Origin of the sequence: Streptococcus infantis (assembly GCF_047465035.1) — a bacterium.
In the GTDB taxonomy this organism is placed as follows: domain Bacteria; phylum Bacillota; class Bacilli; order Lactobacillales; family Streptococcaceae; genus Streptococcus; species Streptococcus infantis_T.
This window is the reverse complement of sequence record NZ_JASHAQ010000007.1, coordinates 86,536-112,496: the sequence shown is the minus strand read 5'-3', so window position 1 is coordinate 112,496 and position 25,961 is coordinate 86,536. Positions and strand designations below refer to the sequence as shown.

Sequence of the window (25,961 nt, the reverse complement as noted above, 5' to 3'; positions counted from 1 at the left end):
CGATGAAATCAAGCATTATTAAAACCAGTGGAACTTACCCTGACACGGATTTCCACTGGTTTTTAGGATTTTTATCAGATTAACTTCCACTTCTAATAGCGGTGGAACTTAGTTTGCGAATTTAGCTTTCAAAATCTTATCTCATTTTTAGGCTAGTCCAACAAACAGAACTTTAGGGCTACAAAAAATCGAGTCTTAGCTAGCTCGATTCTTTTTGAGATAATGATACAATTTCAACAAAACTGTTCCACTTGCCATTCCAATGGAGATAACAAGAGCCAACATCATGACTAACATGGCACTAGAAATGGCATGGCTGTAGTCGCCTGTCACAAAGAAAGAAGTTGTCCGATAGGACAGATAACCTGGCACTAGAGGCGCCAAGGTAGCAAGTGCAAAGACAACTGCTGGTGTTTTATAGATAATACTCATAATCTGGCTAAGACAAGAACCAATCACAGCCGCAATAAAGGTCGCCATAATAACATTCGTCGGCTCCTTGAGGAGCAAATAAAGTAGCCAGATGAACATTCCCAAAATACCGCCGGGAATAAGCATGGAACGTTGGACATTTAAAACGATTAAAAAAGTGATGATAGCAAGCAAACTTGCCAGAGCTTGAAATAAAAATGTTGTTAGTGTCATATTAGTTCATGAGTACGAGGGCGACTGATGTTCCAGCCCCTAAGGCAAGGGTAATCAGCAAGGATTCAAACATCTTGCTCATACCAGAGTTGATATGGTTGGTCATAATATCTCGAACAGCATTGGTCAGGGCAATTCCAGGCACAAAGGGCATAACCGCACCTGCAATCACTAAATCCGCCGTCGATGGTAAACCAGAATAGCGCGCCCAAAATTGTGCAATCAAACCAAAGACAAGAGCACCTGCAAAAGCTGTCATAAAAGGAATACGAATAAACTTCTCTACATAGAGAGAGCAAGTAAAGGCAAATAAGGTCGCCACTCCTGCTCCGATGGCATCATAGACATTCCCACCAAACATGATTGAAAAGAAAGGAGCACTGAGGGTCGCTGCAGCAGTTAGTTGAACATTGGTATAGGGAGACGTCTTAGCATTCAATTCCTTTAGTTGGATAAAGGCTGTTTCCAAATCAAGCTGTCCTGATACGATCTGGCGTGAAATCTGGTTGACATCACACACTTTCTCAATATTATAAGCAGAGGAGGTCACTCGCTTCATACGAGAGATATTTGTATTTTCAATGGAGAAAAAAATGGCGGCAGGCATGGCTAAAACATTACAATCCATAATACCCTGTGAATGAGCAATCCGAATCATGGTATCTTCAACACGATAAATCTCAGAACCATTACGAAGTAGAATCGTTCCTGCCAGCATGATGACATCAATAACTGCATTCAGTTTTTTTGATTCTTCCATGTTTCCCTCCTTTTTCAAACTCCATTTTATTTTATCATAATTTCGGAGGAAAAAAAATCTTTGCCACAAAAACTGTGACAAAGATTATTTAGTTATCAGTGTTATGTTCGTCCGCATGAGTTTGCGTAGACGAAGATGGAGTCGATGAACTTTGAGATGGCACCGTATTATCTGCCCTGTTAGAGTTACGCTGGCTCGAAGATGGAACAGAAGAAGATGATGGTGGAGTTTTTGGTTTATAAATAGAGATCTTTATACGTGTCGTACTTAGATCAACTTTCGCACCTAGTTTTGGACTTTGATCGACAACAGTTCCTTCAGCAGTGCCCTCAGGTGCTGTCGAAACCTCTACTACTTCGATATTAGCTTCCTTGACACCAACAATCTGAATTAAGTTATTCTTTGTAAATTCAAGACTTGAGCCAATATAACTTGGCATGGTCACGGTTGTCACCTTTTTAGCAACAGTCAAAACGATAGAAGTTGCCTTGCTAAGATCATAGGTTGTACCTTCTGCTAGGCTCTGTTTTAAAATCACACCTGGTTCTGATTCACTGGACTCTTCTTCTTCAATCTTAATCAGATTTTCAGGAACTTTTTTCCCTTTCAATTCTGCAATAACATCAGTAGATTTGCGTCCAATATAGTTTCCAATCTTAAATGATTGTTTACCTGAAGATATGATTAGATTAACTTTAGACCCTTCTTTGCGAGCTGAGCCAGCATCTGGATCCGTACGAATGACACGACCTACCTCCACTGTTTCGCTAGCCTCAGTCTTTTCATCACCAACTTCAAAGTTTGCTTTCTTCAAGGTTTCCTTGGCCTCAGCAACTGTTTGACCTGTTACATCTGGAATAGCAATGGTAGCTGGTGTTCTGGATAGAATCCAGACAAGGGAAGCAAGAACCAGTACGAAGCTCGCCAAAAGAACTAGATAGCGCGCCTTAAAGCGACGCTTTTTCACTGGTTTTTCCACAGATTTTTTAGCACTTGCTTCTGGGCTAGCTTTAGTTGCCTGATGGCTATCTGTCTGTGGTTGCACCTTAGGAATAGAGGTCAAGGTTGTCTGAGCAACCTTTGGCAATGTCTTTGTGTCTGCCTTAGTAGCATCATCAAAAACACGTTTGGCTTCATTTCTGCGGTTATAAGATAGACTGCTAGATAAATCAACATACATCTCTGAAACCGACTTGTATCGATCCGTAAGCTTTTTAGCAGTTGCTTTGATGACCACATTCTCCAAAGCTTGGGGAACAGATGGATTTTCAGCTATGACCGAAGGGAGAGGTTTTTGGAAATGCTGGAGGGCTATAGTTACTGCACTATCGCCATCATAAGGGATATGCCCTGTCAGCATCTCATAGAAAATAATCCCCATGGCATAGATGTCACTCTGGACAGTTGCCTTAGAGCCACGAGCCTGCTCAGGTGACAAGTAGTGGACAGAACCCAGCATAGAGTTGGTCTGAGTCAGACTAGTCTCTGCAAAGGCTACAGCAATCCCAAAGTCCGTCACCTTGGCCGTTCCATCAGGAGTTAAAAGAATATTTTGAGGCTTTAAGTCACGATGGACAATACCTTTAGTGTGCGCCAAGCGCATCGCTAAGAGAATCTGTCCCATAATACGGACAGCTTCCTCATTTGAGAGGGGATAGTGTTCTTTGATATAGCGCTTGAGATCAAGACCAGCTACATATTCCATAGCTAGGTACTGTTGACCGTCCTCTTCGCCGATATCCGTTATCCGAACGATATGGGGATGATCTAAGTCAGCCATTGCACGCGCTTCACGCTGAAAACGCGCAACAGCAATCGGGTCAGTCTGGTAGTTAGTCCTCAAGACCTTAACAGCTACCTCTTCCCCGTCTAAAATCAAATCCTTGGCCAGGTAGACATCTGCCATACCTCCACGACCAATTTGTTTGATAATCCGATACCGCCCGGCAAAAATCTTGCCGATTTGGATCATTCTGCCGCCTCCTCCTTAATCGAAACAAGGGCAACTGTAATATTATCAAGCCCTCCGGCATTGTTGGCAAAGCGTACCAAAGTGGCTGCTTTATCATCAAGTGAGATATCACTTGTGACAATATCACAGATTTCACTAGCTGAAATCATATTTGTCAGACCATCGCTATTGAGCAAGAGATAGTCTCCTGCTTCCAAGCTGACAATTCCTAAGTCAGGTTGAATTTCGTCTTTTTGTCCGATAGATTGGGTGATAATATTTTTTTGTGGATGCACTTCTGCCTCTTCTGGTGTCAATTGACCCGCCTTAAGCAATTCGTTAACCAAGGAATGATCACTTGTCAGTTGACGGTACTCTTCCCCTCGAATGAGACCGATTCTAGAATCTCCGATATGGGCATAAATTGCCTGATTTCCGATAACTGCAAGAGCTTCGAGGGTTGTCCCCATTCCCTTGTAGGCTTCATCTCGTCCTAGTTGATAAATCTTTTGATTTTCAACTTCTAGATGGTGGGCAAACCATTCGCGAACTTCATTAACGGTGTCGATCTGCGTATCAACCCAGGCAACACCTAAGTCCGTAACTGCCATCTCACTGGCAATATTTCCTGCGCGATGACCTCCCATCCCATCAGCCAAGATGATCATCGTGCGACCGGCACGGTTGACAAAAAGATTGACATAGTCTTGATTATTTGTACGTTTCTGACCCACATCTGTTAATAATGAAATCTCCATTGTGTCAGTTCCTTCCTAATTGGACATCTTACGAAATTGGCTGATGAAGAATCCATCACTTCCGTATAATTCCGGAGTAATAAGGATACAGCCATCTTTTAGAATATCCTTGCATTCGTGTTCTAGTTTAACCTGCTCGAACTCGGGATGACTTTCTAAAAATGCTTGAACCACTTTAAAGTTCTCTTCCGAGACAATAGTGCAGGTACTATAGGTTATTATACCACCTTTTCGTAGTGTTTGACAAACACTACCTAATATTTCCAGCTGAATTTCCTGTAATGACGCGAAATCTGCCGTTTCTTTATTGTATTTGATATCTGGTTTTCGACGCAATAGACCAATCCCTGAACAAGGAGCGTCTACTAAAATCTTATCAAATTGATCCTTGCCAAAAAACTCATGCACCTTTCTGGCATCCAATTTTTGCGTTTGGACACGGTCTGCTACGCCTAAACGCTGAGCATTTTCTTGAATCAAATTGAGTTTATGATCATAGAGATCTAGAGCCGTTACCTGACCTGTCGTCAAATAAGATGCCATATGGGCTGTTTTCCCACCAGGAGCTGCACAAGCATCTAAAACCTGCTCGTCGCCTTGTAGATCTAGTGTCGGTGCAACCAGTTGACTTGACTCATCCTGGATAGCAATAGCCCCTTCAGCAAACAAGTCATGACCAGCAAAATGTCCCTGCTCTTTAACCAAACCTGTGGCCGACAAAATGGAATCACTTGCACCGAGCATTTTTTTAATTTCTTCTTTTCGACTCAAGTCGGTTACTCGGATACTGGCTTTGTTACGCTTGAGTAGACTTTCAAAAATCGCTTGCGCTCGCTCTTCTCCATACTCTTCCTTGAGCTTGGCAACTAACCAAACTGGCAAGGAGTAGGCAATAGAATCACGCTTATTTTTACGTTTGATACTGGCAATATCTGGCAAATCTTCTCGCAAGATACGGCGCAGAACAGCATTGACCAGTTTTTCACTACCCTTCTTACGAGATTTGGCAATCTCCACCGCTTCATTGACCACTGCATGATCAGGAAGCTTATCCAAATATTGGAGTTGATAGACGCTCATGAGAAGCAGAACATAGAGCCAGTTGTCTAGTTTGTCTCTATCTTGGATAAAATGAGACAGGTACCACTCCAATGTAAGTTTTCGAGCTACAGTTCCATACACAAGCTCTGTTACCAAGCCCTTATCTGTCAGAGATAGCTGACTTGCTTTTAAGTGTTTATTTAAGGCGATATTGGAGTAAGCTTGTTGGATAAAGACATCCTCCAATACCTCTAGGGCTAAACTTCTAGCCGTTTCTACTTTAGTCACCAAATCGTTCTCCTACTGCCAAAGTTCGTCCCACACCGTTGAGGAAGGAAGCAATGTCCATCTTAGGTTTTCCTGCTGGTTGGACTTGCTTGAGTGATAAAGCTCCTTCTGCTGTTGCGACGATCATTTCTTTCTTACCGATGGAGAGTATCTCCCCCGAATTACCCTTCCCTTCTACAGGCAGAGCTTCATAGATTTTAAAGCGTTCTCCCTTGAGGAAGGTATGAGCAACTGGCCATGGATTCATCCCACGGATTTGGTTGAAAAGTTGACGGTTGGTCTTGTTCCAGTCCAGTTTTTCCTCCTCAGGTTTGATATTTGGCGAAAATGTAACCTGGTTTGGATCTTGTGGTTCTGGTTGAATCTCGCCAGCAATATATGCAGGCAAAGTATCCAAAAGCAGATCACGACCAACAATTGCCAATTTTTCAAACAAGGTTCCAACATTGTCCTCATCTGTAATTGGAATGCTACGACGAGAAATCATATCTCCGGCATCCATTTCCTTAACCATTTCCATAATGGTTACTCCTGCCTCCTCATCACCCTGAATCAAGGCATAATGAATGGGAGCACCACCACGGTGTTTAGGAAGGAGGGAAGCATGAACATTGACTGCAAAATCCATGCTATCAAGGAGTTTACTTGGGAGAAATTGTCCAAAAGCTGCAGTCACAATCCCATCAGCACCCAAATTCATGATAGCTTCCATTTCTGGACTACCTGATAATTTTTCGGGTTGGTAGATAGGAAGCCCTGCCTCTTTGGCAGCTTGTTTCACTGGGGTTTCTTGGATAACTTTTTTACGTCCGACAGCACGGTCTGGCTGAGTTACAACTGCTAGAATCTCATAGCGATCGTCTGACAAAAGTCCCTTCAAAACGGTTGCTGAAAAATCGGGAGTCCCCATAAAGATTAATTTTGTCATATCTTCTCCTTCTTATAAAAACTGTTGCGGTTCGTGATCAATACTGAGACGAAGTTCGCTATTTTCCCGTTCTTGTGTCAAAGCCAAGACCTGGTTAAGGGTTGGACCAAGCTCATCTTCTAAACGGTATTTAATTAAAATCTGATAATGATAGAGGTTATGCGTACGAGCAATCGGTTTAGGGGTCGGTCCTAGGATTTTACTAGCATCCGACAAACCAGACCTCAAAATACCCATGACTTGATAAGCACGTCTCAGAACCTCTTCCTCTTTTTTATGAGACAAGGTAATCCCAATAGTGAAATAATAAGGCGGGTAACCCAACTGACGTCTGATACCCATTTCATAGGCATAGAAACCTTCGTAGTCCTGATCCTTGGCAAAACGAATGGCATAATGCTGAGGATTATAGGACTGAATCAAGACCTGTCCTGCTTTCTCAGCTCGACCTGCTCGTCCAGCTACCTGGGTCAAGAGTTGGAAGGTTCTCTCAGAAGAACGGAAATCAGGCAGATTCAAGGCTGTATCCGCATTGAGAACACCAACCAAGGTCACATTTGGAAAATCCAAGCCCTTGGCAATCATCTGGGTTCCTAGCAATATGTCCGCTTCACCATTGCCAAATTGTTCAAGTAGAGCTTGGTGACTGCCTTTTTTACGAGTTGTATCTACATCCATTCGCAGAATGCGAGCCTCTGGAAAGAGTTCAGCCAGCTCATCGTAGGCCTTTTGAGTTCCTGTTCCATAGTAACGAATACTGCGACTCTGACAGTTTGGACAGACATGAGGAATTTCTTTGGAAAAACCACAATAATGACAGTTCATGGTCTTGGTATCCATGTGCAGCGTCAGAGAAATATCGCAGTTGGGACAGGTATCCACGGTCCCACATTCCCGACACATGACAAAGCTAGAATAGCCACGGCGATTGAGCATGAGAACAACCTGCTCTTTTTTATCCAATCGATCTTGAATGGCCTCAATCAGTGGTGGTGTAAAATTTGATGTTTCATTCTGCCCGATATAATCACGGAAGTCAATCAGTTGAACTTGAGGAATACTTGCTAAAGGATTGGCACGTTGAGTTAGACGTAGATGTTGATAGACACCCTTACCAGCACGCGCACGACTTTCTAGACTCGGTGTCGCAGAACCTAGGACTAGAGCTGCTTGATTGTAATGGGCTCGTAAAAGAGCCACATCTCTAGCATGATAACGAGGATTACTGTCTTGCTTGTAGCTGGCCTCGTGCTCCTCATCGATAATGATTACCCCTAGATTTTTCAAAGGGGCAAAAATAGCAGACCGAGCTCCAACGACTACCTGGGCATCTCCACGCTCCACCTTGCGCCATTCATCATACTTTTCACCATTGGACAAACCCGAGTGGAGAATGGCTACTTTATCGCCAAAACGAGCAATAAAGCGTTCCGTCATTTGAGGTGTCAGAGAGATTTCTGGAACTAGAACAATCGCTGTTTTTTCCATATCCAAGGCTCCTTGGATAATCTGCAAGTAAACCTCTGTTTTCCCACTCCCTGTGATTCCTTGAAGGAGAAAGGGAGGGTGTTTCTTCCCAATCGCTCCAACAACTGCCTCACAGGCTTCTTTTTGCTCTGGGTTTAACTCTAAGGATCGGCTAGCCTCAATGCCTTCAAAATAAGCCGCTGAACGTTGGACTTCCTTTTGCACGATGGTGATAGCACCATGTTCCACAAAGAAATTAACTTGTTCACGTGAGTAATGTTCTAACAAATCAGCCAAAGGAACTGTTTCAGGATGTACTAATAAGTATTCTCGCAGTTCCAATTTCTTCTTGGCACGATTTGAAATTTCTAGCTTTTCTAACTGTTCAAGATGAACTTCAACCCAAGACTGCGTCTTAACCTTCTTCTGATCCACAGCCTGGTACTCTAGTTTTAAAAGCCCTTTTCGAGTCAATCGCATCATCTCAGCCTGCTTTTCTAAGTCTAGAGATGAAAATGCTAGAGACTTCTGTGAACCGAATAAGCGTTCTCTATCTTCTTGACTTAAGCCTTCCAGAGGATAGAGGATCTTATCATAGCTAGAGTTCAAAAATCCAGGGAGCATAGCTTTTAGAATGGAAATTTTGTAGGAGAAGACTGATTTACGTAACTCCTCTGCTAGCCAGAGTTGTTCCTCTGTTAAAACTGGAGAAAAGTCCAGCACCTCAGCAATCTCTTTCAAGTCCTCGTCCGCCACATCTGCATCAGATTGAGACTCCATTCCAAGAACAATTCCCTGAATCAAGCGATTGGCCTTTCCAAAGGGTACATGAACTCGCATGCCAACTTCCAACATCCCTTCAAATTCCTCAGGAATTTTGTAGCTATAGGGCTGATCTGTCTGCATCAAGGGAACATCCACAATGATTTTTGCAATAGCCATTTCCTCACCTCCTTCTCTTCTTAAATCCTTTTAATTGATTGAGTATTCTTGCAATAGAAAAAATAAGATTGAGTCCCCCCAACCTTAAATTTTTTCACCTTCTTCTTTTTCTTTCGCGATTTGCTCTTTAATTTTCTTTTCTTCTTCTTCTCTCAATCGTCTTTCTTCTTCGATACGACGACGAACAGCTTCGCGTTTTCCTTCTGGATCTGGGTGGATGGTTACATTCCCAGATTCAATTTCTTCCAGGGCACGAAGAGTAGATTTTTCAGATTTAAATTCTTGAGTAGCAGGTGCTCCAGCTTCTAATTCATGAGCACGCTTTGCTTCCAAGATGACGAGTGAATATTTTGATGGTACCTTGTCAAGCAAGGTATCAATAGAGGGTTTTAACATCATTTGTTTGTACCTGTTTTCTAAATTTTATCGAATAGTCGGAGACTTTGGTAGCATATCCTGGTAGTGACCGATGACACGGTCTACACGGAAATGTTCTGCTTCAATCACACGTTTAACACGCTCGGCCGCTAGAGGAACATGGTCATTTACAATAGCGTAGTCATACTCACGCATCAAAGCAATTTCTTCCTTGGCTTTTTCGATACGCTGAGCAATCACTTCTGCACTATCTGTACCTCGGCCAACGAGACGGTCTTGCAATTCTTCCAAATCTGGTGGTGTTAAAAAGATAAAGACCGCATCTGGAACTTTTTTCTTAACCTGGAGAGCTCCCTGCACTTCAATTTCAAGAAAGACATCGATTCCCTTATCAAGCGTTTCATTAACATAAGTCAGAGGAGTTCCATAGTAGTTACCCACATACTCTGCATACTCTAACATCTGCCCTTGACGGATCAACTCTTCAAATTCCTCCCGTGTACGGAAGAAATAATCAACACCATCTACTTCACCTGGACGTTGTGCCCGTGTTGTCATAGATACAGAATATTGAAATTGATTTTCAGAACACTCAAAAATTTCTCGTCTAACCGTTCCTTTCCCAACTCCAGAAGGACCTGAAAAAACGATTAGTAAGCCTCGGTCTGCCATTATGTCTCCTTTAGATAGTTTGTGAAATACCTTGGAAATTCATTCAGAATTCTCTTTGTGAAGGCATTTCTGCTTACTACAATCTTTCTATCTAGTGTAACAAAAAAGCAGTAATTTTTCAACTGCTCTTTCTTATTTATTTTGCATAATCAACGGCACGAAGTTCACGAATCACGGTTACCTTGATATTTCCTGGGTAATCGAGATTACTTTCAATTTTCTCACGAACTTTGTGAGCCAAGATTGTGACCTTGTCGTCCTTGATTTGACCTGGGTTCACCATGATACGGATTTCACGGCCGGCTTGAAGGGCAAAGCTATTTTGAACACCTTCAAAGCTATTCGCGATTTCCTCTAAATCATGGAGACGTTTGATGTAGCTTTCAAGCGATTCACTACGAGCTCCTGGACGGGCAGCACTCAAGGCATCCGCCGCAGCAACGATAACTGCGATCACACTTTCAGGTTCTACATCTCCGTGGTGACTAGCAATCGTGTTAATCACAACTGGATGCTCTTTGTACTTGCGAGCCAATTCAGTACCAATCTCAACGTGGCTACCCTCTACCTCTCGGTCAATGGCTTTACCAATATCGTGAAGGAATCCTGCACGACGGGCAAGAGCTGCATTTTCACCAAGTTCGCTAGCCATGATACCAGCTAACTTAGCCACTTCGATTGAGTGCCGCAAGACATTTTGTCCGTATGACGTACGGAACTGCAAGCGACCCATGATCTTCATCAAGTCAGGGTGAAGGTTCGGTGCACCAATTTCATAGGCTGCAGCTTCACCATATTCACGAATCTTGTTATCAATCTCTTGACGATTTTTCTCAACCAACTCTTCGATACGAGCTGGGTGAATACGTCCATCCTTAAGCAAGGTTTCCATAGTCATACGGGCAATCTCGCGACGGATAGGATCAAAACCTGACAAGGTTACCACTTCTGGCGTATCATCAATGATAACATCAACCCCAGTCAAACTTTCAAAAGTACGGATGTTACGACCTTCACGACCAATGATGCGACCTTTCATGGTATCATCAGGCAGATGAACCGTAGAGTTGGTAGACTCAGCCACATACTCACCAGCAATTCTCTGCATGGCTTGAGCCAAGATATCCTTAGCCAGCTTATCTGAACGTTCCTTAACTTCTTGCTCAGCCTCACGAATACGACTAGCAATTTCCTTAGTCAAGTTTTCCTCTGTCTGAGCCAAGATAATGTCTTTTGCTTCCGACTGAGTCAGAGTTCCGATACGTTCTAGTTCAGCTTGCTTTTGATTCTCAATTTCTTCTAGTTGTTCTTCACGTACATCAAGGTTTTTTGCTCTATCAGAAATACTTTGTTCTTTTTGTTCAAGTGTTTTTTCTTTGTTCGTCAAATTATCGTCTTTACGGTCAAGGCTCGTAGCTCTCTCCGTCAAACGACTTTCGATTTGCTTGAGTTCTTGACGCTCCGACTTAAATTCAGCGTCCACTTCTTCGCGGTATTTTCTGGCTTCTTCTTTAGCCTCCAATAGTGCTTCTTTTTTAAGGGATTTGCTTTCGCTTTTAGCTTCATTGATTAATAAATCCGCTTCACGCTCAGCTTGTCCTCGTAAATTAGTTGCTTCTTGTTCAGCATTTAAAAGCATCAACTCTGCAGCCTCTTGTGATGATTTCATCTTGACTGAGATGCTGACATATCCAATGACTAAACCAATGATGACGGCAAAAACAACTATAACAATCGCCATAATTTCCATGTTTTTACCTCAATTTATTTGTTTATCCGAATGACATGCATTCTTATACATTCTACCATAAAAAATCATTTTTAACAAACCTTAAATAGAATATGTTTTGGGGAATTTAGCGCGTATTTTAGGATTACAATTCCTTGGTTTTTAAGGAGATAATTCAGTATCGCTATCAAAAAGTTCCACCGAATCTCTATAGCTATGGATTTTCTATTGTTGTGCCAAATAGTGTTCCACTAGATTCAAACATTTTGCTTTCAAGTCTTTGAAAATTCACTTTAGGAAATTACAGCTTATCTTCAAGATCAAATTTGTCATAAATTAACTTTTTTATTTAGTTGTATCAATTTATTTCTTAAGTATTAGTTTATCCTCATCGAGAGCTTTTAAAATATACTCATTAATCAATTTATTATCTTCTTCATTTTTTGAAAAATAAGTTTTAATATTATTGGGAGTTCTATGTTCTAGTAGACGATGGATAACATCATCACTTCTATCATGGAACCAGGTCCAATCTACTTCAGGATAAAGTCCTCGAATATCTTCTTCAATATCTTTTAAAATCTCAAAATCAGAAAAATATCCTTTTCTACTTAAGTTGTATAAATCTGATACAGACTTTTCTCTTGGGTCTGGGAAAGTTTTAACCCCCTCAACTCTTTTATCATTAATTCTTTTAATCAAATAATGGTAGATTTTATTTTGTATCTGAGGAAAATCATAGACATTATAACTCATTAAATCAATTACTTTATGGTAAATAATGTTTTCTGATTCTTCATAAACTTTTAGAGTATCTAGAATGTCATCTTTAATATCCTCTTCAAAATACTTAAATAAGTGACATATCAAGTCAGAATATTCTATGATATTTTTTATATCATCATTTTTATATTTTATTCTTAAAATATCTGTATTAAATTTTTCGAGTACTATTATTGCAGTTTCCTGATCAGTTGAGCAGTATTCTAGTAACTGTGAATAGAGTGGATACACTGAATTATATAAAGAAAAATTTTTCTCCAAAATTTCATTTAAATGTTTATTTACAATCCCAATTATCTTAGATTTCAATGAATCTTTATCAATAGCATCCATATTATCGAGGACAATTTTAATAATTCTCCTAAATTCCTCGCTCCAATTATAATACAGTATTTGATTATTTAAAATTTCTATTACTTTTTCTATGTCAATATCATCAACAAGAGGAAGAAAAGTTAGCATGTTTTTAAGCTCTCGAAGATTTTCATCTTCAGTAATTTCAAGTCTTTCTTGAAGATGGGTAATTCGATTCAACAAATAGTCTTTCGCTTCCTCAGTAACTTTTATTTTACCAAATGAATAGTTTCTAAAATATAAATTTACAACCTTAAAATCTATATTCGGAAGAATTAATTGAACATCATCCAAATCAAGATTTTTAAGCCAAGAAGATGTTCTATCGAAAATACTTGAATCAGGGTTTACATATGAATTATCATAACTGAGTAATAATATTTCTAAATATCTATTAATGATTGATTTATAAATCTTATAATGTTCAACACATAAACAATTTAATTTTAAAAAGTTACAAAGATTTTTTACTGTAAACTCCGCATTAAATAGATAATTATTAGCAGACCATCCTCCTCTTCTATAGCTTTCATGCTCTTCACGAATTTCATCAAATAATTCATTAATAGTTTCTAATTTTCTATATAAAAAATTGAAATTAAGGATTGAATCTCTAAAAAATTCTATAATCTTTTTCTCATCTCCTGTAACCGAGTTAATAATTTGTTCTGTTAATTCGCTTAATTCTCCATCATAAATTGGCTCTGCATAACTAGGTGTTTTTTCGTATCTATCAATTATTTGAATTTGCTGAAAATTAAATTCACAAACTAAGAAATTAAAATAGTCTTTCTGACGAAATGCTATATTAGCTAGTTCTCTAAATTTTGCTTTTGCTAAAGAATATTGTTTTTCTTCATACAACTTAAAAGCCTTACTTAAGAATCGATTCCCCTTTAAATCTCTAGGTTCACCAATCTCCATATCTAGAAAGCGGTTTAATAAAGATTTTTTAGATACCATATTTCGTAATTCTTCATGACCATCAATTTCAAATCTTAATTGATTATTTCCAAACCAGCAATACTCATCATCCCAGTTTAAAGCCCTTTTCTTTAAATCAGAATATCTAGAAAAATCTTTCGCATCAATAAAACTAAGTCTATCTAAAAAAGCCAGTTGATTCCATAAATCATCAGCATTATTTACAACTTGACTTCGGTTTTCTGATAGAACCTCTAAAAAATCTTTTGTCCTGCAATACAATTTGTTCTGTTTTTCGGATGTCTCCTGACCTGGATTCTCTTCATTAGAGATAATGATAATTCCTTGCTTCTTATAATAGTCTCGGATGATCATAGACGGTTCCTCGGGAGTATAAAAATAAGCATTTTTAGCATCCAATTTAAATGTATTTTGAATCATTCTAAAAATTGAATTAAAAGTCGAATCACTTAGAGAATACCCCACAAACAATAGAGTATGATTCATTATCAATGACTGGATTAAAGTAGAAATCATTGGGAAGTTCAAATGATAGTCTAAATAATCATCTTCTTTCAAAACAATATTTTTCTTACTCAAGTCACCATGCATTTTAATCAAGTATCTTTCCGAACTCGTATAAGGGATGTCTTTATCCTCAGCGACTACATTGTACTTTAACAAGCCACTATCAAATTGACTCTCCAGAAGTGAATCATAGTTTGTCGTAATAATATGTTTTGGTGCAATTTTTTCTATTAATTTATGTAACTCATTTGGTTTACTCAATCCCTTCTTAAAGAAAATTTCTTCTATCTTTTTTGTGTACTGATTTTTCCCAAAGGTATCATAATAATACTGAGCAATTCTCAGTGGACTATCTGTTTTTTCTTCTGGTATGTTCAATTCTTTTTTTAATGATTGAATCAATTCTCCCCAAGTTGGTAGATTAGAATTAGCTGATATTCCTGCACCAACAAACAAAACTAAGGAATTTTCTTTAATAGAATTCTTTATTTGAGTTATAGATAAATTATAATTTTCTTCCATATTTTAACCATCCTATCATTAGCTTGTATTACATAAATACAAATTATGCTTATAAATCTTCTTTTTTATTACATAATCTTAAACAAAAGTTTATCATGGTTTATAAATATAAAAATTTATTTGTCTTTTATATTCAATTTATGATTTTTAATATAACCAATTCTCTTCATTATACCACAAAATAAGAGTTATAAAGCGGATTCAAGGATAAACAACCTGGTTATTATACTAAATTTTTTCACTGTCTTTCTAATCTAGGAATTCTATCATTTCTCAAAAAGATTTATCTTCTTACTAGCTAAAATTTCCACAATAAAAAAGCCTACCTTTCAGTAGACTTAATAATGATCTTTAAAGGATAAAAAAGCGATGCTTTCACCATCCATCATATATATCAAGCGATTTTCTGCGTCAATACGACGCGACCAAGCTCCTTGGTACTCATACTTGAGCGGTTCTGGTTTACCAATTCCTGTAAATGGATCACGTTGAATATCCTTGATTAGTTTGTTGATTCTTTTTAGCGTTTTCTTGTCTTGAGTTTGCCAGTAGCAATAATCCTCCCAGGCATCTTCTGTAAACTTGAGTAGCATTCATCACTCCTCAATCACATGAACCTGCGTGCGTCCTGCACGAACTTGGGACATTCCTCGCAAGACCTTGTCAGAAAGTTCCTTATTCTGAGCAATCCTCAAAGTTTCTTGAATACTATCCCACTCGCTCTTTGATAGGACTACAATATCTTCATCTGGATTTTTATTGACTACTGCCAAAGGCTCAAACTCATCGTTTACCTTCTTCATGTAGTCTTTTAAATGATTTCGGAATGTTGAGTAAAGAACTGCTTCCATAACCATACCTCGTTTTACCTCTTTTCAACTATTATACACGAAAAGAAAAAAATTGTCAGGAACTTGTACAAGTTTTCCCGCTTCTATCTATTTATTCGAAAAAACTAAAAAAGCCTACCTTTCAGTAGACTTAGTTTGATTCGATTCTGATTGGCACTCGACCAAAATTTTGTTCTGCGATACTTGGGTGTCCCAGCTGATAAATTTGGTCCGCCTTTTGAGTCATGGCATCCCAGGGCTCTTTGCCGATTCTACTAACTAGATTGACCTGCTCTTTCAGAGACTTGAGATGTTGCCTGCCTTTTTCGGTAAATCCAAGGATATGAATAGCTTCTGGCAAGGCACATTCTCTGGCTTGTACCAAGATATAAGTCAATAAACGACGTACACGTGCCTTGGTGTACCGTTTGGTAGCAACTATCTCGACTAACTCTTCCACAGACCGAGCTGTCTTTATGGAATCCTTGATACGCACTGCCATTTCCTGATTAACCTGATAAATAGTAGTTAGGTCAGGATTTGACAAAATTTGATAGCAGAGCAAGGGAAAATAGTTATCCCAGCTCACCTTACCAGCATTTTTAAAGATTTCAACAGAAGGCATAAAACGTTCTAAGAAATCTTGGTCATTTTGGTGCTGACGAAGAGCTGTCGCTGAGGCAAAGTCTACATCCTTGTCCACAGAATGGTAACCAGCTCCCTGACGTTGAATTGGATGAAGGCTGATGTTTCGCCCTGCTACCGCCTTAGCATAGGCAAGAGCAAGGACATGATTGGGCGTATCACCAGAAAAATCAAGACCTGCAAATTCCTTCCACATAGCTTGGGTTTTCTGGGGATAAGAAAGAGAATCAGGTAAATTATCCACAAATTTCTCCATCTCTTGACCACGCTCTGCATATAAGTCAGCGATTTTCTGATAATCTAGAACTTCTTCTGTCCCAAAGGCTAGGCTATCAATCCCCAGGCGAGCCAAGATATCAACAGCTCCTTGTCCAAAGAAATCCGCTGCCTGAACACTGACTAAAAAGGGCAATTCTATTACCAAGTCTGCCCCATTCTCCAGTGCCATCTGGGTCCGAGTCCACTTATCTACAATAGCAGGCTCTCCACGTTGCATGAAATTTCCAGACATGGCCACAATTTTCAGGCCCTCCGCCTGTTCTAGCAGGTATTTGTGGCCATTATGAAAAGGATTGAACTCCGCGATAATACCTGTGATGGTCATGATGTTCTCCTACTTCTGCGCGACAAAAAACCAACGGGTGCTAGTTTCTGTTGGCTCCTTATCCTCAAAGTCAGCATAAAGTTTGAAGGATTGGAAACCTGCCTGTTCCAGCAGAATATCATAGGTCAAAAACTCGTATGTACGCTCCTCATGCACCTCATCATGACGACTAAAGGACCCGTCTTCTTCCTTGATAAAGAAAGTCAGTTCATGCACGATAGAGTGAGGAGCAGCATCCTCGTATGTATCCCAAAGCATGGCAAAGTCTTCTGCATTTTCATGGTAAGAATAGCCTGGAAAAACCTCATCAGTCTGGTAGATCGAATGCACATCAAAGATAAAAACACCATCTTCATTGAGGGCATTATAGACTTCTTTAAAGACGTCCCCTACTTCCACCTCATCCTGCATGTAACAGATAGAGTCCGAATAACAAGTGACAAAGTCATAAGTTCCTACCTTGGACAAATCCAACATATTACCTTCAATAAAATCAATCTTTTGCTTGGCTGAAGTAGCTCTCTTCTCCGCAATCTTCAACATGTCTGCGCTCAAATCCAGTCCAGTTACATCAAAACCTGCCTGAGAAAAGCGCACAGACTGGATACCTGTACCACAAGCCAGCTCCAAGAGTTTCTTTCTCTCCTTAGTCTTTGGCAAATGACGCAGGGAAAAATCCATCCATTTATCGTATAAACTATCGTCCATCACAGCATCGTAAACAGCCGCAAAGGTTTCATAAGTAGGCATAATTAAGTTACAAAGAGCTTCCCTGGCAAATACCACTCGCTCTTTACCTTTCAATCAATTTTTCTAAAATAAGCAAATAAAACCCAGTTGACTGCAACTGAGTTCATCTTCTAAGCCAGAGTTTCTGAGAGGTCTACTGACTCTGCCTCATGCCAAAGTTTTTCTAGATTATAGTGGGCACGCATTTCTTCTGAAAAGATATGCACAACGACACTGCCGAGGTCTAGCAAGACCCAGCCTCCAGCTGCATCACCTTCGACATGGCTGCCTTTAAAGCCAGCTTCCGCTACTTTTTCACGGATATTTTCAGCGATAGCGTCCAATTGACGGCTATTCATAGAACTAGTGATGACAAAGTAGTCAGTCACACTAGTCAAATCTTGTACATCAAGTGCCAGGATATCCTCCGCACGTTTCTCATCAGCCGCTTTCACGACTAGTTCTAGTAATTCTTTTTCGTTCATTTAGTCCTCTTTCTAGAAAATATGTTTGTAATCTAGGACATCTGCAAAGCGCTCCTCCCAAATGCCCTCATAAAATTCATTTATCGTTTCTGCTGGAATGTCATCGCCATCAAACGTTGTGCAAGTTCCTTCTGGAATAATAAGCTGATAGCCATATTCAAAGGCAACCTTGACAGAGGTATCCACACAATATTCTGTCTGCATACCACATAAAACTAATTTTTCAATCCCCTGTTTATCCAAGTATTCTTTTAAACCAGTTTCTTTGAAAATACTGTTATACTTCTTCTGAAAGACCTTTTCATTAGGTTTTCGACTTAAAAACTCAGATAACTGCCAATCTTCTGATGTTTGAGCTTCAGAGTTCTCAATATGTTGAACATAAATAATTTCGATATTCTTGCTTCTAGCCTGGTTTTGTAAATAAGAAATTTTTTCCAATAGACTTTTTGTCTGAAACCCAGTTTCCACTAAAATATTCTGAACATCAATGATTATAAAAGCCGTCTTCATTTAATCCTCTTTCAAATAGTGCACAAAGGCGTTATAGGTTTCAAGGGTTTGGGGATAGATGGGGAATCCCTGATGAGCTAAATGCTCCACGGTATGAGCTGTCTCGTAAGCTACTGCCTTATTTAGTGATAGTTCAGCAATTTCACGCGCCTCATCTACTCCTGGAAAGGCACGATTGTGCTCGATGTAGTCTGCAACATAGATAACTTTGTCAAGATCCGTCATCTGACTCGCTCCAACTGTATGGATTTCTATTGCACGCAGAATTTCAGGATCTTTCAAATCTAAATCTTCCTGAATCTTGTAAATTCCTACCATCCCATGCCAGACATTATTGCCCCAGTTTTTGAGGTCTAGATCTAGTTGATATCGGTCAATCAAGTCTAGAAACTCTTGATCTGATAGCTTTTTAGCATAATCATGAAGTAGCCCTGCTAGACCTGCTTTTTCAACATCCACACCAAAGCGCTGAGCCAATTCTATGGCTGCACGCTCTACACCCAGACAATGGGTTAGACGTTTTTCAGGTAGGAGCTCTGCCATTTTTTCCAACAATTCTTTACGCGAACAGTTGATATAGTCTTGGTATGCCATCAGTAAAGCCCTTCTTTCTCAATATAGTCTAGTACAGGCTTAGGTAGGAGAAAGTTAGGTGTGCGTCCTTGGGCGATGAAATCACGCACCATGCTGGATGAAATATCCATAAGAGGCACATCCACCCAGATGACTGGATAAGAAGTCCCTGCCTTGTAACGTGGACGCTGAACCCCTACAAACTGAACTAGTTCCACCAACTCATCAATTCTATACCACTTAGGCAGATAGTCTACCATATCTGCACCGATAATGAAATAGTAATCTGTATCTGGATTCTTCTCTGTTAGAAGCTTCATGGTGTCGTAGGTGTAAGAAATACCCTTACGCTCTAGCTCAATGGTCTCAATAGCTAGACCTTCAATTCCATCAATCGCCAATTCTAACATCTTGAGGCGGTGGTGTTCAGGAATGGTTTCCTTTTTGTCTACGTGAGGGGGCTGATATTCGGGCATGAGCAGAACCTGATCCAATCCCAACTGCTGGCGCACTTGGTCTGCCACGATCAGGTGTGCATTATGAACAGGGTTAAAATTTCCACCCAAGATACCGACTTGTTTGCGTTTTTTATCCTTGATTTCTGGCTCTAACTCCACTTTTGTAAAGGGAGTTAATAATTCGATTGCCATAGGTTAATCTCCTTTACTTTTCTGTAAAAACAGTTTTGGGGAGTGTCATTCTTAAATTTCTTTAACTTTTTTAGAAATCTTACGATTTTCTTTCTTGCTTGATTGTTTATACAAAATCAAGATGCGTCCGATTTTTTGGACTGTGTCCACACCGATTTCTTCTTCCAAGATTTCAGCTACTTCGTGGATATTCTCATCTGTGTTTTGCAAGAGAGTAACCTTGATCAATTCACGCGCGTCAAGTGCTTGGCGAACGCTGGTTTTGATTTGGTCGTTGAGACCATTTTTCCCGATTTGGATGATGGGTTTGAGGGTGTGTGCCTGGCTGTTGAGGAAGGCACGTTGTTTCGATGTTAATGACATATTCTTTCTTCCTTTTTTGATAGTTATTTTAGGTGGTGGGGAACGGTCGGAACTAATTTTTCAATGATTTCATCTTTGAAAAATGGATTTCCTGACCTCACAATTGAGCCTAGGTCTCAATTGTGCCCCTTGCCAATCTAAAGATTAGCAATCACACCACGGCAATAACTATCTTTTTATGAGCTCACTTTGTTCGCTCGGTGATTTTATTTTAAATAATTGCTTTTCTTGTGACGACGGCGACGCCTTCTGGTGCCCAGACTGCGACTTTGGCGGTGCCTGTCACTCGAATCCAACCTAGTCCTGAGATGACTAGGTCTGTCTTGTCCTTGATGGTAAATACATGTTGGACTAGTTTTCGAAAATCTTCTTTTTCCTTGCTATTTGGTGGCGTAAGGAGGGTTCCAAGGTGCTTGTCGTAAAAGACACTAGCTCCCTCTAGCTTGGTACGATGAAGCTTGAGTTCATTGTCAAAGAAGGCTGTAAAACCTTGCTTTTCTCCTGCAATAAAGTCAAAGCGTCCCAATCCACCTAAAAATAGGGTTTGTTCAGGGTTTAGCTGATAGGTTTTTGGCTTGATTTCCTTTTTAGGACTGACATACTTGAGATTTTTAGCAGTCAAGTAGTGAGCCATCTGGTGACGGTGGATAATCCCCGGCGTATCGTAGATATAAGAACCATCATCGAGTGGAATTTCAATCTTATCCAAGGTTGTTCCTGGGAAGCGTGAAGTTGTGATGACGTTCTGGTCACCCGTGATCTCCTGGATGATAGCATTGATAAGGGTTGATTTCCCGACATTGGTCACCCCAACAACATAGACATCACGTCCCTTACGGTAGTGCTCAATCTTATCGATTACTTCTCTGATGGCATGCTTGTTTTGTGCTGAAGTCAAGACGACATCAACAGGACGCAAGCCTTCTTCGTGAGCACGCTCCATCAGCCACTGGCTAATCTTACCAGGTTTCACTGACTTAGGTAGGATGTCTTTTTTATTTCCAACCAAAAGCACATCATTACCTGACACAAAGCGTGGCAAACCTGGGATAACAGAGCCATTGAAGTCAAAAATATCAATGACATTGACCACCAAGGCATCGCTATCTCCAACCTCGTGCAAGAGTTTTAGGAAATCATCATCCGTCAACTGCACATCTGTGATTTCATTATAATGACGAAGACGGAAACAACGTTGGCAATAAACTTCTCCAGTTTCCAAACCTTTTTCGAGTGCCGACTGGGGGGTGAAACCAAGCCCAGTCTTATCTGTAGTCTGAATAGTTGCTCCACAACCAATACAGAGAATTTCTTCCATAGTTAGATTCCTTTTTTATAAGTAATAGGGCCGTACTTTTCAGCGATTTTTCTCATCATACGACGCTCACGAGCTCGGTTAATCTGAGTCTTAATAGAGTCGTGTTGAACTAATGGTTTAACCAAAATCGAGCGAATACCTGCTCGATGGGCTGCTCGAATATCCGTCATTAGCTGGTCGCCAACCATGACCACTTGGTCTTTTTCATAGTGGAAATGTTTCATGGCACGGTTAATTCCTAGAGTAAAGGGCTTCAGTGCCCAGTAAACATAGTCAATATTAAATTTTTCAACTGCTCGTTTGACACGTTTGGGAGTATTGTTAGATACCACAATGATCCGTATGCCAGCATCACGCAGATCATGCAACCATTGCTTCATCTCTACTGTTCCATCTGGATTATTCCAAGCAATCAGGGTATTGTCCAAATCCACCAAAACAGCTTTGATTCCCTGTTTTTGCAGGCTTTGAACTGTCAGATCATAAACTGCTTCCACGGCAAAATCTGGCATATAATTTTCAATCGCCATTCTGTCTCCTTCTCTTTTATTTTCTAGTAATTTTCTTCAGCCATTGAGATAAGGCTGCCCATAAAATCAAACTTGCTATTAAGATATAAATCCAAGCATTGGGCTCTTCTGTAAATGGCAGAGGGACATTCATTCCGAAAAATCCTGTAATGACTGCAAGAATGGCTAGCAAAACTGAGATAATGGTCAAGGTTGTCAAACTATCATTCAGGTTATTGTTTAGGATGTTGTTGTAAGAAGCGGAGAGTTGTTGCAAGACTTGAGAAATCAAATCTGTCATGGACACCAACTGATGAGCTTCAATCATAGCATCATCAAACTGCTCTCTTTCCACTTCGTTAAAGTTCCGATAAAGCGCGTGTCCTTGGATATGTTCCAAGAGGAGGCGATTTTGTTTAGCCGCAGCTGTCAAGTAAACCATACCAGTTTCCAAGTCAGAGAGGGCAAAGAGATTTTTTTTAGTGGTTGTTTGACGTAACAAGGCACTGATTTCATCCTTACTTTTATCCATCTGTTCAATGACGGGATAATAAGCATTGCTGATAAGCTCTAAACCGGCAAATAGAAACTTGTAGATTGAAATGATTTCATGATTTTCAAGATAGCCTAGCATCTGATCAATGACATAAGCGTTCTTATGATTGCTGATGGTAATCATTCGTTGTTTTTCAACGATAAAGGTCATGGGAATGGCTTCATAGTATTCCTTGTCCTTCTCTAAGTCAAGAACGTTGTAGATAAAGGTCACTGTCCCATTTTCACGGTTATAATCCATGTGGGCTCGTTCGTTTCTATCCAGCGCATACTCGATGGTTTCTTTATCCAATCCATAGATTTCAGATAAATCTTCAAGATTTTTGATGATTTCCACATCTAGATTAATCCAGGTACAACCATTTCCTAACTGCTTATCTAAAAACATCGTTTCTCCTTCACCAAACTCTTTCTATTGTACCATAAATCAAGTAAAATTTCAGTTCTCTTCTTTTCTTGAAAAATTGCTAACGACGGTGATATTCCTATTAGGAACAAAATGAAGAGCTTGGTCATCACTTCGCAATTGAGTTGTCCGAATTCCAACACTAACGACTTTCCCCGATACAGTAATAGGGCCATTGGTCAAAACAACTTCATCTCCGACATCCAACTGGCGTTCAAAGAGAATAAAGAAGCCGTTGATGACATCTGATAGAAAGCCTTGTGCCCCCATACCGATAGCCACTCCAGCAATCCCAGCCCCAGCAAGCAAGCTAGATACAGGCAACCCTAAGATAGACAAGATACAGTAAATCAAGAAGAAATAAAGTGTGTAGTTAAAAATATTCTCAAGCAAACGAGAAATGGTCTTTTGTCTACCTGCATCTCGATTTGAAAATTTAAGTGAAGGTTTAACAATCTTTCGTACAGCAACATGGAGGAACTTTTTAGCTATATAGAATAGAAGGATAAGAAGTAGAAGAGAAATCACCTTGGTCAAGAGATTTTCTAAAACAGTTGTTACATCTAATTTATCCAGATAACGTTGAAAAAATTCTTGCATATAAAACTCCTTTTCTATTCATTATACCATAAATCCTTCCTCGCCATCCTTTTCATAAATATTCATTTATTCTAATAAAATCTATAAGACACTTGCTTTTCAAGTATATTTATACTATAATCATAAACAATACACAAAAAGGAGACCTTTATGAAAAGAATTATTCGTGCTTGGAACAAAACAAATCTTATCAAACGGATCGGAATCGGAATGACCTTAGGAGCAATTCTGGGTCTACTCGTTCCTAATCTAACTGGCATCGGTTTATTGGGAGATTTATTTGTAGGAGGACTAAAGGCCATCGCCCCTATCCTAGTTTTTGCTTTAGTCGCTAACGCCCTTTCCCAACACCAGAAAGGTCAAGATAGCAATATGAAAAAAGTCATTTTCCTCTATTTGCTGGGGACCTTTGCTGCGGCTCTTGTAGCAGTTTTGGCTAGCTTTCTCTTCCCTGTTCAGATGGTCTTGAGTAGTGCTAGTACAGAAGTTACTCCTCCAGACGGCATCGGACAAGTACTCAGTAATCTCCTACTAAAAATAGTAGACAATCCTGTCAATGCCATCATCGGAGCTAACTATATCGGAATTTTGTCCTGGGCTATCGTCTTTGGAGTTGCCATGCGTGAAGCTAGCAAAAATAGCAAGGAGCTACTCAAAACAATGGCCAGTGTGACTTCAAAAATCGTCGAATGGATCATTAACCTTGCGCCATTTGGTATCCTCGGATTAGTCTTCGAAACCATCTCTGGCCAAGGAATTGCGAGTTTAGCAAATTACGGAATCTTACTCGGACTTTTGATTGCCACTATGGTTTTCGTTGCCCTAGTGATCAATCCTCTGATTGCTTTTCTCTTTATCAAGAAAAATCCTTATCCACTTGTTTGGAAATGTTTGCGTATCAGTGGAGTCACAGCCTTTTTCACTCGAAGCTCAGCTGCTAATATCCCTGTTAATATGAAACTCTGTGAGGATCTAGGGCTTAATCCAGATACCTATTCTGTCTCTATCCCACTTGGTTCAACTATCAATATGGCTGGAGCTGCTGTTACCATCAACATCTTAACCCTAGCAGCTGTCAATACCCTTGGAATCTCAGTTGATTTTGCAACAGCCTTTGTACTCAGTATCGTTGCAGCCATCTCTGCCTGCGGTGCTTCAGGAATCGCCGGAGGTTCACTCCTACTTATCCCAGTTGCCTGCAGTCTCTTTGGGATTACCAACGATATTGCTATGCAGGTTGTGGGTGTTGGTTTCGTTATTGGTGTTATTCAAGACTCTTGCGAAACAGCCCTCAACTCTTCAACAGATGTACTCTTTACAGCAGTTGCCGAATTTGCTTCTGTTCGCAAAAAATAATCAAGGCAAGCCTTTTGGGGCTTGTTTTGTCTGGTTTCTATCATTCAGTTTAGGAAATGTCTCATGTCTATCACCCAACGTACTTTTAAACTCGTTCTGGCAACCTGTTTGGCCTGTGTCCTAGCCTACTTTCTCGATTTATCTTCAGCAGTGTCAGCTGGTATCATTGCCCTTTTGAGCTTGTCTGATACTCGTAGAAGCACTATAAAACTAGCTCGTAATCGTTTATTCTCTACCCTTCTTGCTCTTTTCATTGGTGTCCTTTCCTTTCACCTGACTGGCTACCATATCTGGAGTTTTGGTCTCTATTTGGCTCTCTATGTCCCTCTGGCCTATAAACTTGGCTGGGAGATTGGCATTACCCCGAGTAGTGTCCTAGTCAGTCATCTCTTGGTTCAGAAGTCTACATCACCTGATTTGCTAGTGAATGAACTCCTCCTATTTCTGATCGGTACGGGATTCGCCTTGACTGTCAATCTTTACATGCCTTCTCGGCAAGAAGAAATACATCTCTATCATCTCAAGGTAGAAGAAAAACTCAAACACATTTTACAACGTTTTGAATATTATCTTGGAAAAGGTGATGGCCGAAACCGTGCCCAACTCGTTGAAGAACTGGATCAGCTTCTTGAAGAAGCTCTCAAACTGGTCTATCTTGATCACTCTGACCACCTCTTTCATCAGACCGACTATCATATCCACTATTTCGAAATGAGACAGAGACAGAGTCGCATTCTTCGTAATATGGCCCAGCAAATCAACACCTGTAATCTAGCCGCAAGCGAAAGCCTAATCCTTGCCCAGCTATTTGCTAAAATTGCGGATCAACTCAGCCAGACCAATCCTGCCAACGATTTATTAAATGATATTGAAAGCTACCTGCAGGTATTTCGCAATCGCAATCTCCCTAAAACAAGGGAAGAATTTGAAACACGCGCAACCTTACTTCAACTCCTGCGCGAATTGGAAAACTTTATCCAACTGAAAGTTGACTTCTATCAACGCTATTCTGAAGAAAAAAGCAATCTATCATCATAAACAAAACACCTTTCGATCAGCAAAAACTTGCCATTCGAAAGGTGTTTTTCTGTTTCGAACCTAGCTAACTAGTGAATCTTACTGAGTAGCAAAATTGCTATGAATTCCTAATGATAG

26 protein-coding genes are annotated in these 25,961 nt (G+C 40.0%); 2 read left to right on the top strand and 24 right to left on the bottom strand.

What is annotated here, in order from left to right; translation table 11 throughout:
* Positions 1–195: 195 nt before the first annotated feature.
* From QM406_RS04920 to QM406_RS04805, 24 genes are all read right to left on the bottom strand, one after another.
* Positions 196–645 (bottom strand): threonine/serine exporter family protein, encoded by a 450-nt coding sequence (locus QM406_RS04920; RefSeq protein WP_414273578.1) that lies wholly within the window; start codon positions 643–645, stop codon positions 196–198.
* Position 646: 1 nt separating this feature from the next.
* A complete protein-coding gene (locus QM406_RS04915; protein ID WP_414273577.1) occupies positions 647–1,405 on the bottom strand; it encodes a threonine/serine exporter family protein in 759 nt (252 codons plus the stop codon).
* Between the two features lie 88 nt (positions 1,406–1,493).
* Positions 1,494–3,377, bottom strand: coding sequence for a Stk1 family PASTA domain-containing Ser/Thr kinase (gene pknB, locus QM406_RS04910; protein WP_414273576.1), 1,884 nt, complete (start codon positions 3,375–3,377; stop codon positions 1,494–1,496).
* Positions 3,374–4,114: a Stp1/IreP family PP2C-type Ser/Thr phosphatase gene (locus tag QM406_RS04905; protein WP_414273575.1), complete on the bottom strand. Its 741-nt coding sequence runs from the start codon at positions 4,112–4,114 to the stop codon at positions 3,374–3,376. The genes pknB and QM406_RS04905 overlap by 4 nt, the downstream gene beginning before the upstream one ends.
* 15 nt (positions 4,115–4,129) lie before the next feature.
* Positions 4,130–5,443 (bottom strand): 16S rRNA (cytosine(967)-C(5))-methyltransferase RsmB, encoded by a 1,314-nt coding sequence (gene rsmB, locus QM406_RS04900; protein ID WP_414273574.1) that lies wholly within the window; start codon positions 5,441–5,443, stop codon positions 4,130–4,132.
* Positions 5,436–6,371 carry a methionyl-tRNA formyltransferase gene (fmt, locus tag QM406_RS04895; protein ID WP_414273573.1) on the bottom strand — a complete coding sequence of 312 codons (936 nt, stop codon included), beginning with the start codon at positions 6,369–6,371 and terminating at the stop codon, positions 5,436–5,438. Before fmt ends, rsmB begins: the two co-directional genes overlap by 8 nt.
* A 12-nt stretch (positions 6,372–6,383) precedes the next feature.
* Positions 6,384–8,780, bottom strand: a complete 2,397-nt coding sequence (locus QM406_RS04890) for a primosomal protein N' (RefSeq protein WP_414273572.1) — start codon at positions 8,778–8,780, stop codon at positions 6,384–6,386.
* A gap of 84 nt (positions 8,781–8,864) precedes the next feature.
* Positions 8,865–9,179, bottom strand: coding sequence for a DNA-directed RNA polymerase subunit omega (gene rpoZ / locus QM406_RS04885; RefSeq protein WP_414273571.1), 315 nt, complete (start codon positions 9,177–9,179; stop codon positions 8,865–8,867).
* A 24-nt stretch (positions 9,180–9,203) separates the two neighbouring features.
* Positions 9,204–9,830 carry a guanylate kinase gene (gene gmk, locus QM406_RS04880; RefSeq protein ID WP_414270436.1) on the bottom strand — a complete coding sequence of 209 codons (627 nt, stop codon included), beginning with the start codon at positions 9,828–9,830 and terminating at the stop codon, positions 9,204–9,206.
* 136 nt (positions 9,831–9,966) lie between these two features.
* Positions 9,967–11,580: a ribonuclease Y gene (locus tag QM406_RS04875; RefSeq protein ID WP_414273570.1), complete on the bottom strand. Its 1,614-nt coding sequence runs from the start codon at positions 11,578–11,580 to the stop codon at positions 9,967–9,969.
* A gap of 342 nt (positions 11,581–11,922) precedes the next feature.
* Entirely contained in the window at positions 11,923–14,670 is a 2,748-nt protein-coding gene (locus QM406_RS04870; protein ID WP_371607613.1) for an SIR2 family protein, read from the bottom strand.
* Positions 14,671–15,008: 338 nt separating this feature from the next.
* Complete coding sequence (locus QM406_RS04865; RefSeq protein WP_371607614.1) at positions 15,009–15,263, bottom strand: Txe/YoeB family addiction module toxin; 255 nt, start codon at positions 15,261–15,263, stop codon at positions 15,009–15,011.
* A gap of 3 nt (positions 15,264–15,266) precedes the next feature.
* Positions 15,267–15,521, bottom strand: coding sequence for a type II toxin-antitoxin system Phd/YefM family antitoxin (locus QM406_RS04860; protein WP_371607615.1), 255 nt, complete (start codon positions 15,519–15,521; stop codon positions 15,267–15,269).
* Positions 15,522–15,651: 130 nt separating this feature from the next.
* Positions 15,652–16,749 (bottom strand): nucleotidyltransferase, encoded by a 1,098-nt coding sequence (locus QM406_RS04855; RefSeq protein WP_371607616.1) that lies wholly within the window; start codon positions 16,747–16,749, stop codon positions 15,652–15,654.
* Positions 16,750–16,758: 9 nt separating this feature from the next.
* Complete coding sequence (locus tag QM406_RS04850) at positions 16,759–17,499, bottom strand: class I SAM-dependent DNA methyltransferase (RefSeq protein ID WP_281335341.1); 741 nt, start codon at positions 17,497–17,499, stop codon at positions 16,759–16,761.
* A 110-nt stretch (positions 17,500–17,609) separates the two neighbouring features.
* Positions 17,610–17,963, bottom strand: a complete 354-nt coding sequence (rsfS, locus tag QM406_RS04845) for a ribosome silencing factor (RefSeq protein WP_281335340.1) — start codon at positions 17,961–17,963, stop codon at positions 17,610–17,612.
* Positions 17,964–17,975: 12 nt separating this feature from the next.
* Positions 17,976–18,476 carry a cysteine hydrolase family protein gene (locus QM406_RS04840; protein WP_281335339.1) on the bottom strand — a complete coding sequence of 167 codons (501 nt, stop codon included), beginning with the start codon at positions 18,474–18,476 and terminating at the stop codon, positions 17,976–17,978.
* Positions 18,477–19,070: a bis(5'-nucleosyl)-tetraphosphatase (symmetrical) YqeK gene (yqeK, locus tag QM406_RS04835; protein ID WP_414273569.1), complete on the bottom strand. Its 594-nt coding sequence runs from the start codon at positions 19,068–19,070 to the stop codon at positions 18,477–18,479.
* On the bottom strand, positions 19,070–19,699 hold the full coding sequence (locus tag QM406_RS04830; RefSeq protein WP_000963691.1) for a nicotinate-nucleotide adenylyltransferase: 630 nt from the start codon (positions 19,697–19,699) through the stop codon (positions 19,070–19,072). The genes yqeK and QM406_RS04830 overlap by 1 nt, the downstream gene beginning before the upstream one ends.
* A 51-nt stretch (positions 19,700–19,750) precedes the next feature.
* Positions 19,751–20,062: a ribosome assembly RNA-binding protein YhbY gene (yhbY, locus tag QM406_RS04825; protein ID WP_000060171.1), complete on the bottom strand. Its 312-nt coding sequence runs from the start codon at positions 20,060–20,062 to the stop codon at positions 19,751–19,753.
* 211 nt (positions 20,063–20,273) lie between these two features.
* Positions 20,274–21,380, bottom strand: coding sequence for a ribosome biogenesis GTPase YqeH (yqeH, locus tag QM406_RS04820; protein WP_414273568.1), 1,107 nt, complete (start codon positions 21,378–21,380; stop codon positions 20,274–20,276).
* A 2-nt stretch (positions 21,381–21,382) separates the two neighbouring features.
* Positions 21,383–21,910 (bottom strand): YqeG family HAD IIIA-type phosphatase, encoded by a 528-nt coding sequence (locus tag QM406_RS04815; RefSeq protein WP_248035262.1) that lies wholly within the window; start codon positions 21,908–21,910, stop codon positions 21,383–21,385.
* A gap of 16 nt (positions 21,911–21,926) precedes the next feature.
* Entirely contained in the window at positions 21,927–22,832 is a 906-nt protein-coding gene (locus QM406_RS04810) for a magnesium transporter CorA family protein (protein ID WP_075231455.1), read from the bottom strand.
* A 51-nt stretch (positions 22,833–22,883) separates the two neighbouring features.
* Positions 22,884–23,450, bottom strand: coding sequence for a mechanosensitive ion channel family protein (locus tag QM406_RS04805; RefSeq protein WP_248035264.1), 567 nt, complete (start codon positions 23,448–23,450; stop codon positions 22,884–22,886).
* A gap of 150 nt (positions 23,451–23,600) precedes the next feature.
* Between QM406_RS04805 and sstT the strand changes: the two genes are divergently transcribed.
* The gene (gene sstT / locus QM406_RS04800) at positions 23,601–24,806 is read left to right on the top strand and encodes a serine/threonine transporter SstT (RefSeq protein ID WP_414273567.1); all 1,206 of its coding nucleotides are present in this window, start codon (positions 23,601–23,603) and stop codon (positions 24,804–24,806) included.
* A gap of 63 nt (positions 24,807–24,869) precedes the next feature.
* Positions 24,870–25,844 carry an aromatic acid exporter family protein gene (locus QM406_RS04795; RefSeq protein WP_414273566.1) on the top strand — a complete coding sequence of 325 codons (975 nt, stop codon included), beginning with the start codon at positions 24,870–24,872 and terminating at the stop codon, positions 25,842–25,844.
* Positions 25,845–25,961: the final 117 nt, after the last annotated feature.

Coding starts and splice junctions, on each gene's coding strand:
- QM406_RS04920 (WP_414273578.1), bottom strand. CDS start 645: ATGACACTAACAACATTTTTATTTCAAGCTCTGGCAAGTTTGCTTGCT.
- QM406_RS04915 (WP_414273577.1), bottom strand. CDS start 1,405: ATGGAAGAATCAAAAAAACTGAATGCAGTTATTGATGTCATCATGCTG.
- pknB (WP_414273576.1), bottom strand. CDS start 3,377: ATGATCCAAATCGGCAAGATTTTTGCCGGGCGGTATCGGATTATCAAA.
- QM406_RS04905 (WP_414273575.1), bottom strand. CDS start 4,114: ATGGAGATTTCATTATTAACAGATGTGGGTCAGAAACGTACAAATAAT.
- fmt (WP_414273573.1), bottom strand. CDS start 6,371: ATGACAAAATTAATCTTTATGGGGACTCCCGATTTTTCAGCAACCGTT.
- QM406_RS04890 (WP_414273572.1), bottom strand. CDS start 8,780: ATGGCTATTGCAAAAATCATTGTGGATGTTCCCTTGATGCAGACAGAT.
- rpoZ (WP_414273571.1), bottom strand. CDS start 9,179: ATGATGTTAAAACCCTCTATTGATACCTTGCTTGACAAGGTACCATCA.
- gmk (WP_414270436.1), bottom strand. CDS start 9,830: ATGGCAGACCGAGGCTTACTAATCGTTTTTTCAGGTCCTTCTGGAGTT.
- QM406_RS04875 (WP_414273570.1), bottom strand. CDS start 11,580: ATGGAAATTATGGCGATTGTTATAGTTGTTTTTGCCGTCATCATTGGT.
- QM406_RS04870 (WP_371607613.1), bottom strand. CDS start 14,670: ATGGAAGAAAATTATAATTTATCTATAACTCAAATAAAGAATTCTATT.
- QM406_RS04865 (WP_371607614.1), bottom strand. CDS start 15,263: ATGCTACTCAAGTTTACAGAAGATGCCTGGGAGGATTATTGCTACTGG.
- QM406_RS04860 (WP_371607615.1), bottom strand. CDS start 15,521: ATGGAAGCAGTTCTTTACTCAACATTCCGAAATCATTTAAAAGACTAC.
- QM406_RS04855 (WP_371607616.1), bottom strand. CDS start 16,749: ATGACCATCACAGGTATTATCGCGGAGTTCAATCCTTTTCATAATGGC.
- QM406_RS04850 (WP_281335341.1), bottom strand. CDS start 17,499: ATGCCTACTTATGAAACCTTTGCGGCTGTTTACGATGCTGTGATGGAC.
- rsfS (WP_281335340.1), bottom strand. CDS start 17,963: ATGAACGAAAAAGAATTACTAGAACTAGTCGTGAAAGCGGCTGATGAG.
- QM406_RS04840 (WP_281335339.1), bottom strand. CDS start 18,476: ATGAAGACGGCTTTTATAATCATTGATGTTCAGAATATTTTAGTGGAA.
- yqeK (WP_414273569.1), bottom strand. CDS start 19,070: ATGGCATACCAAGACTATATCAACTGTTCGCGTAAAGAATTGTTGGAA.
- QM406_RS04830 (WP_000963691.1), bottom strand. CDS start 19,699: ATGGCAATCGAATTATTAACTCCCTTTACAAAAGTGGAGTTAGAGCCA.
- yhbY (WP_000060171.1), bottom strand. CDS start 20,062: ATGTCATTAACATCGAAACAACGTGCCTTCCTCAACAGCCAGGCACAC.
- yqeH (WP_414273568.1), bottom strand. CDS start 21,380: ATGGAAGAAATTCTCTGTATTGGTTGTGGAGCAACTATTCAGACTACA.
- QM406_RS04815 (WP_248035262.1), bottom strand. CDS start 21,910: ATGGCGATTGAAAATTATATGCCAGATTTTGCCGTGGAAGCAGTTTAT.
- QM406_RS04810 (WP_075231455.1), bottom strand. CDS start 22,832: ATGTTTTTAGATAAGCAGTTAGGAAATGGTTGTACCTGGATTAATCTA.
- QM406_RS04805 (WP_248035264.1), bottom strand. CDS start 23,450: ATGCAAGAATTTTTTCAACGTTATCTGGATAAATTAGATGTAACAACT.
- sstT (WP_414273567.1), top strand. CDS start 23,601: ATGAAAAGAATTATTCGTGCTTGGAACAAAACAAATCTTATCAAACGG.
- QM406_RS04795 (WP_414273566.1), top strand. CDS start 24,870: ATGTCTATCACCCAACGTACTTTTAAACTCGTTCTGGCAACCTGTTTG.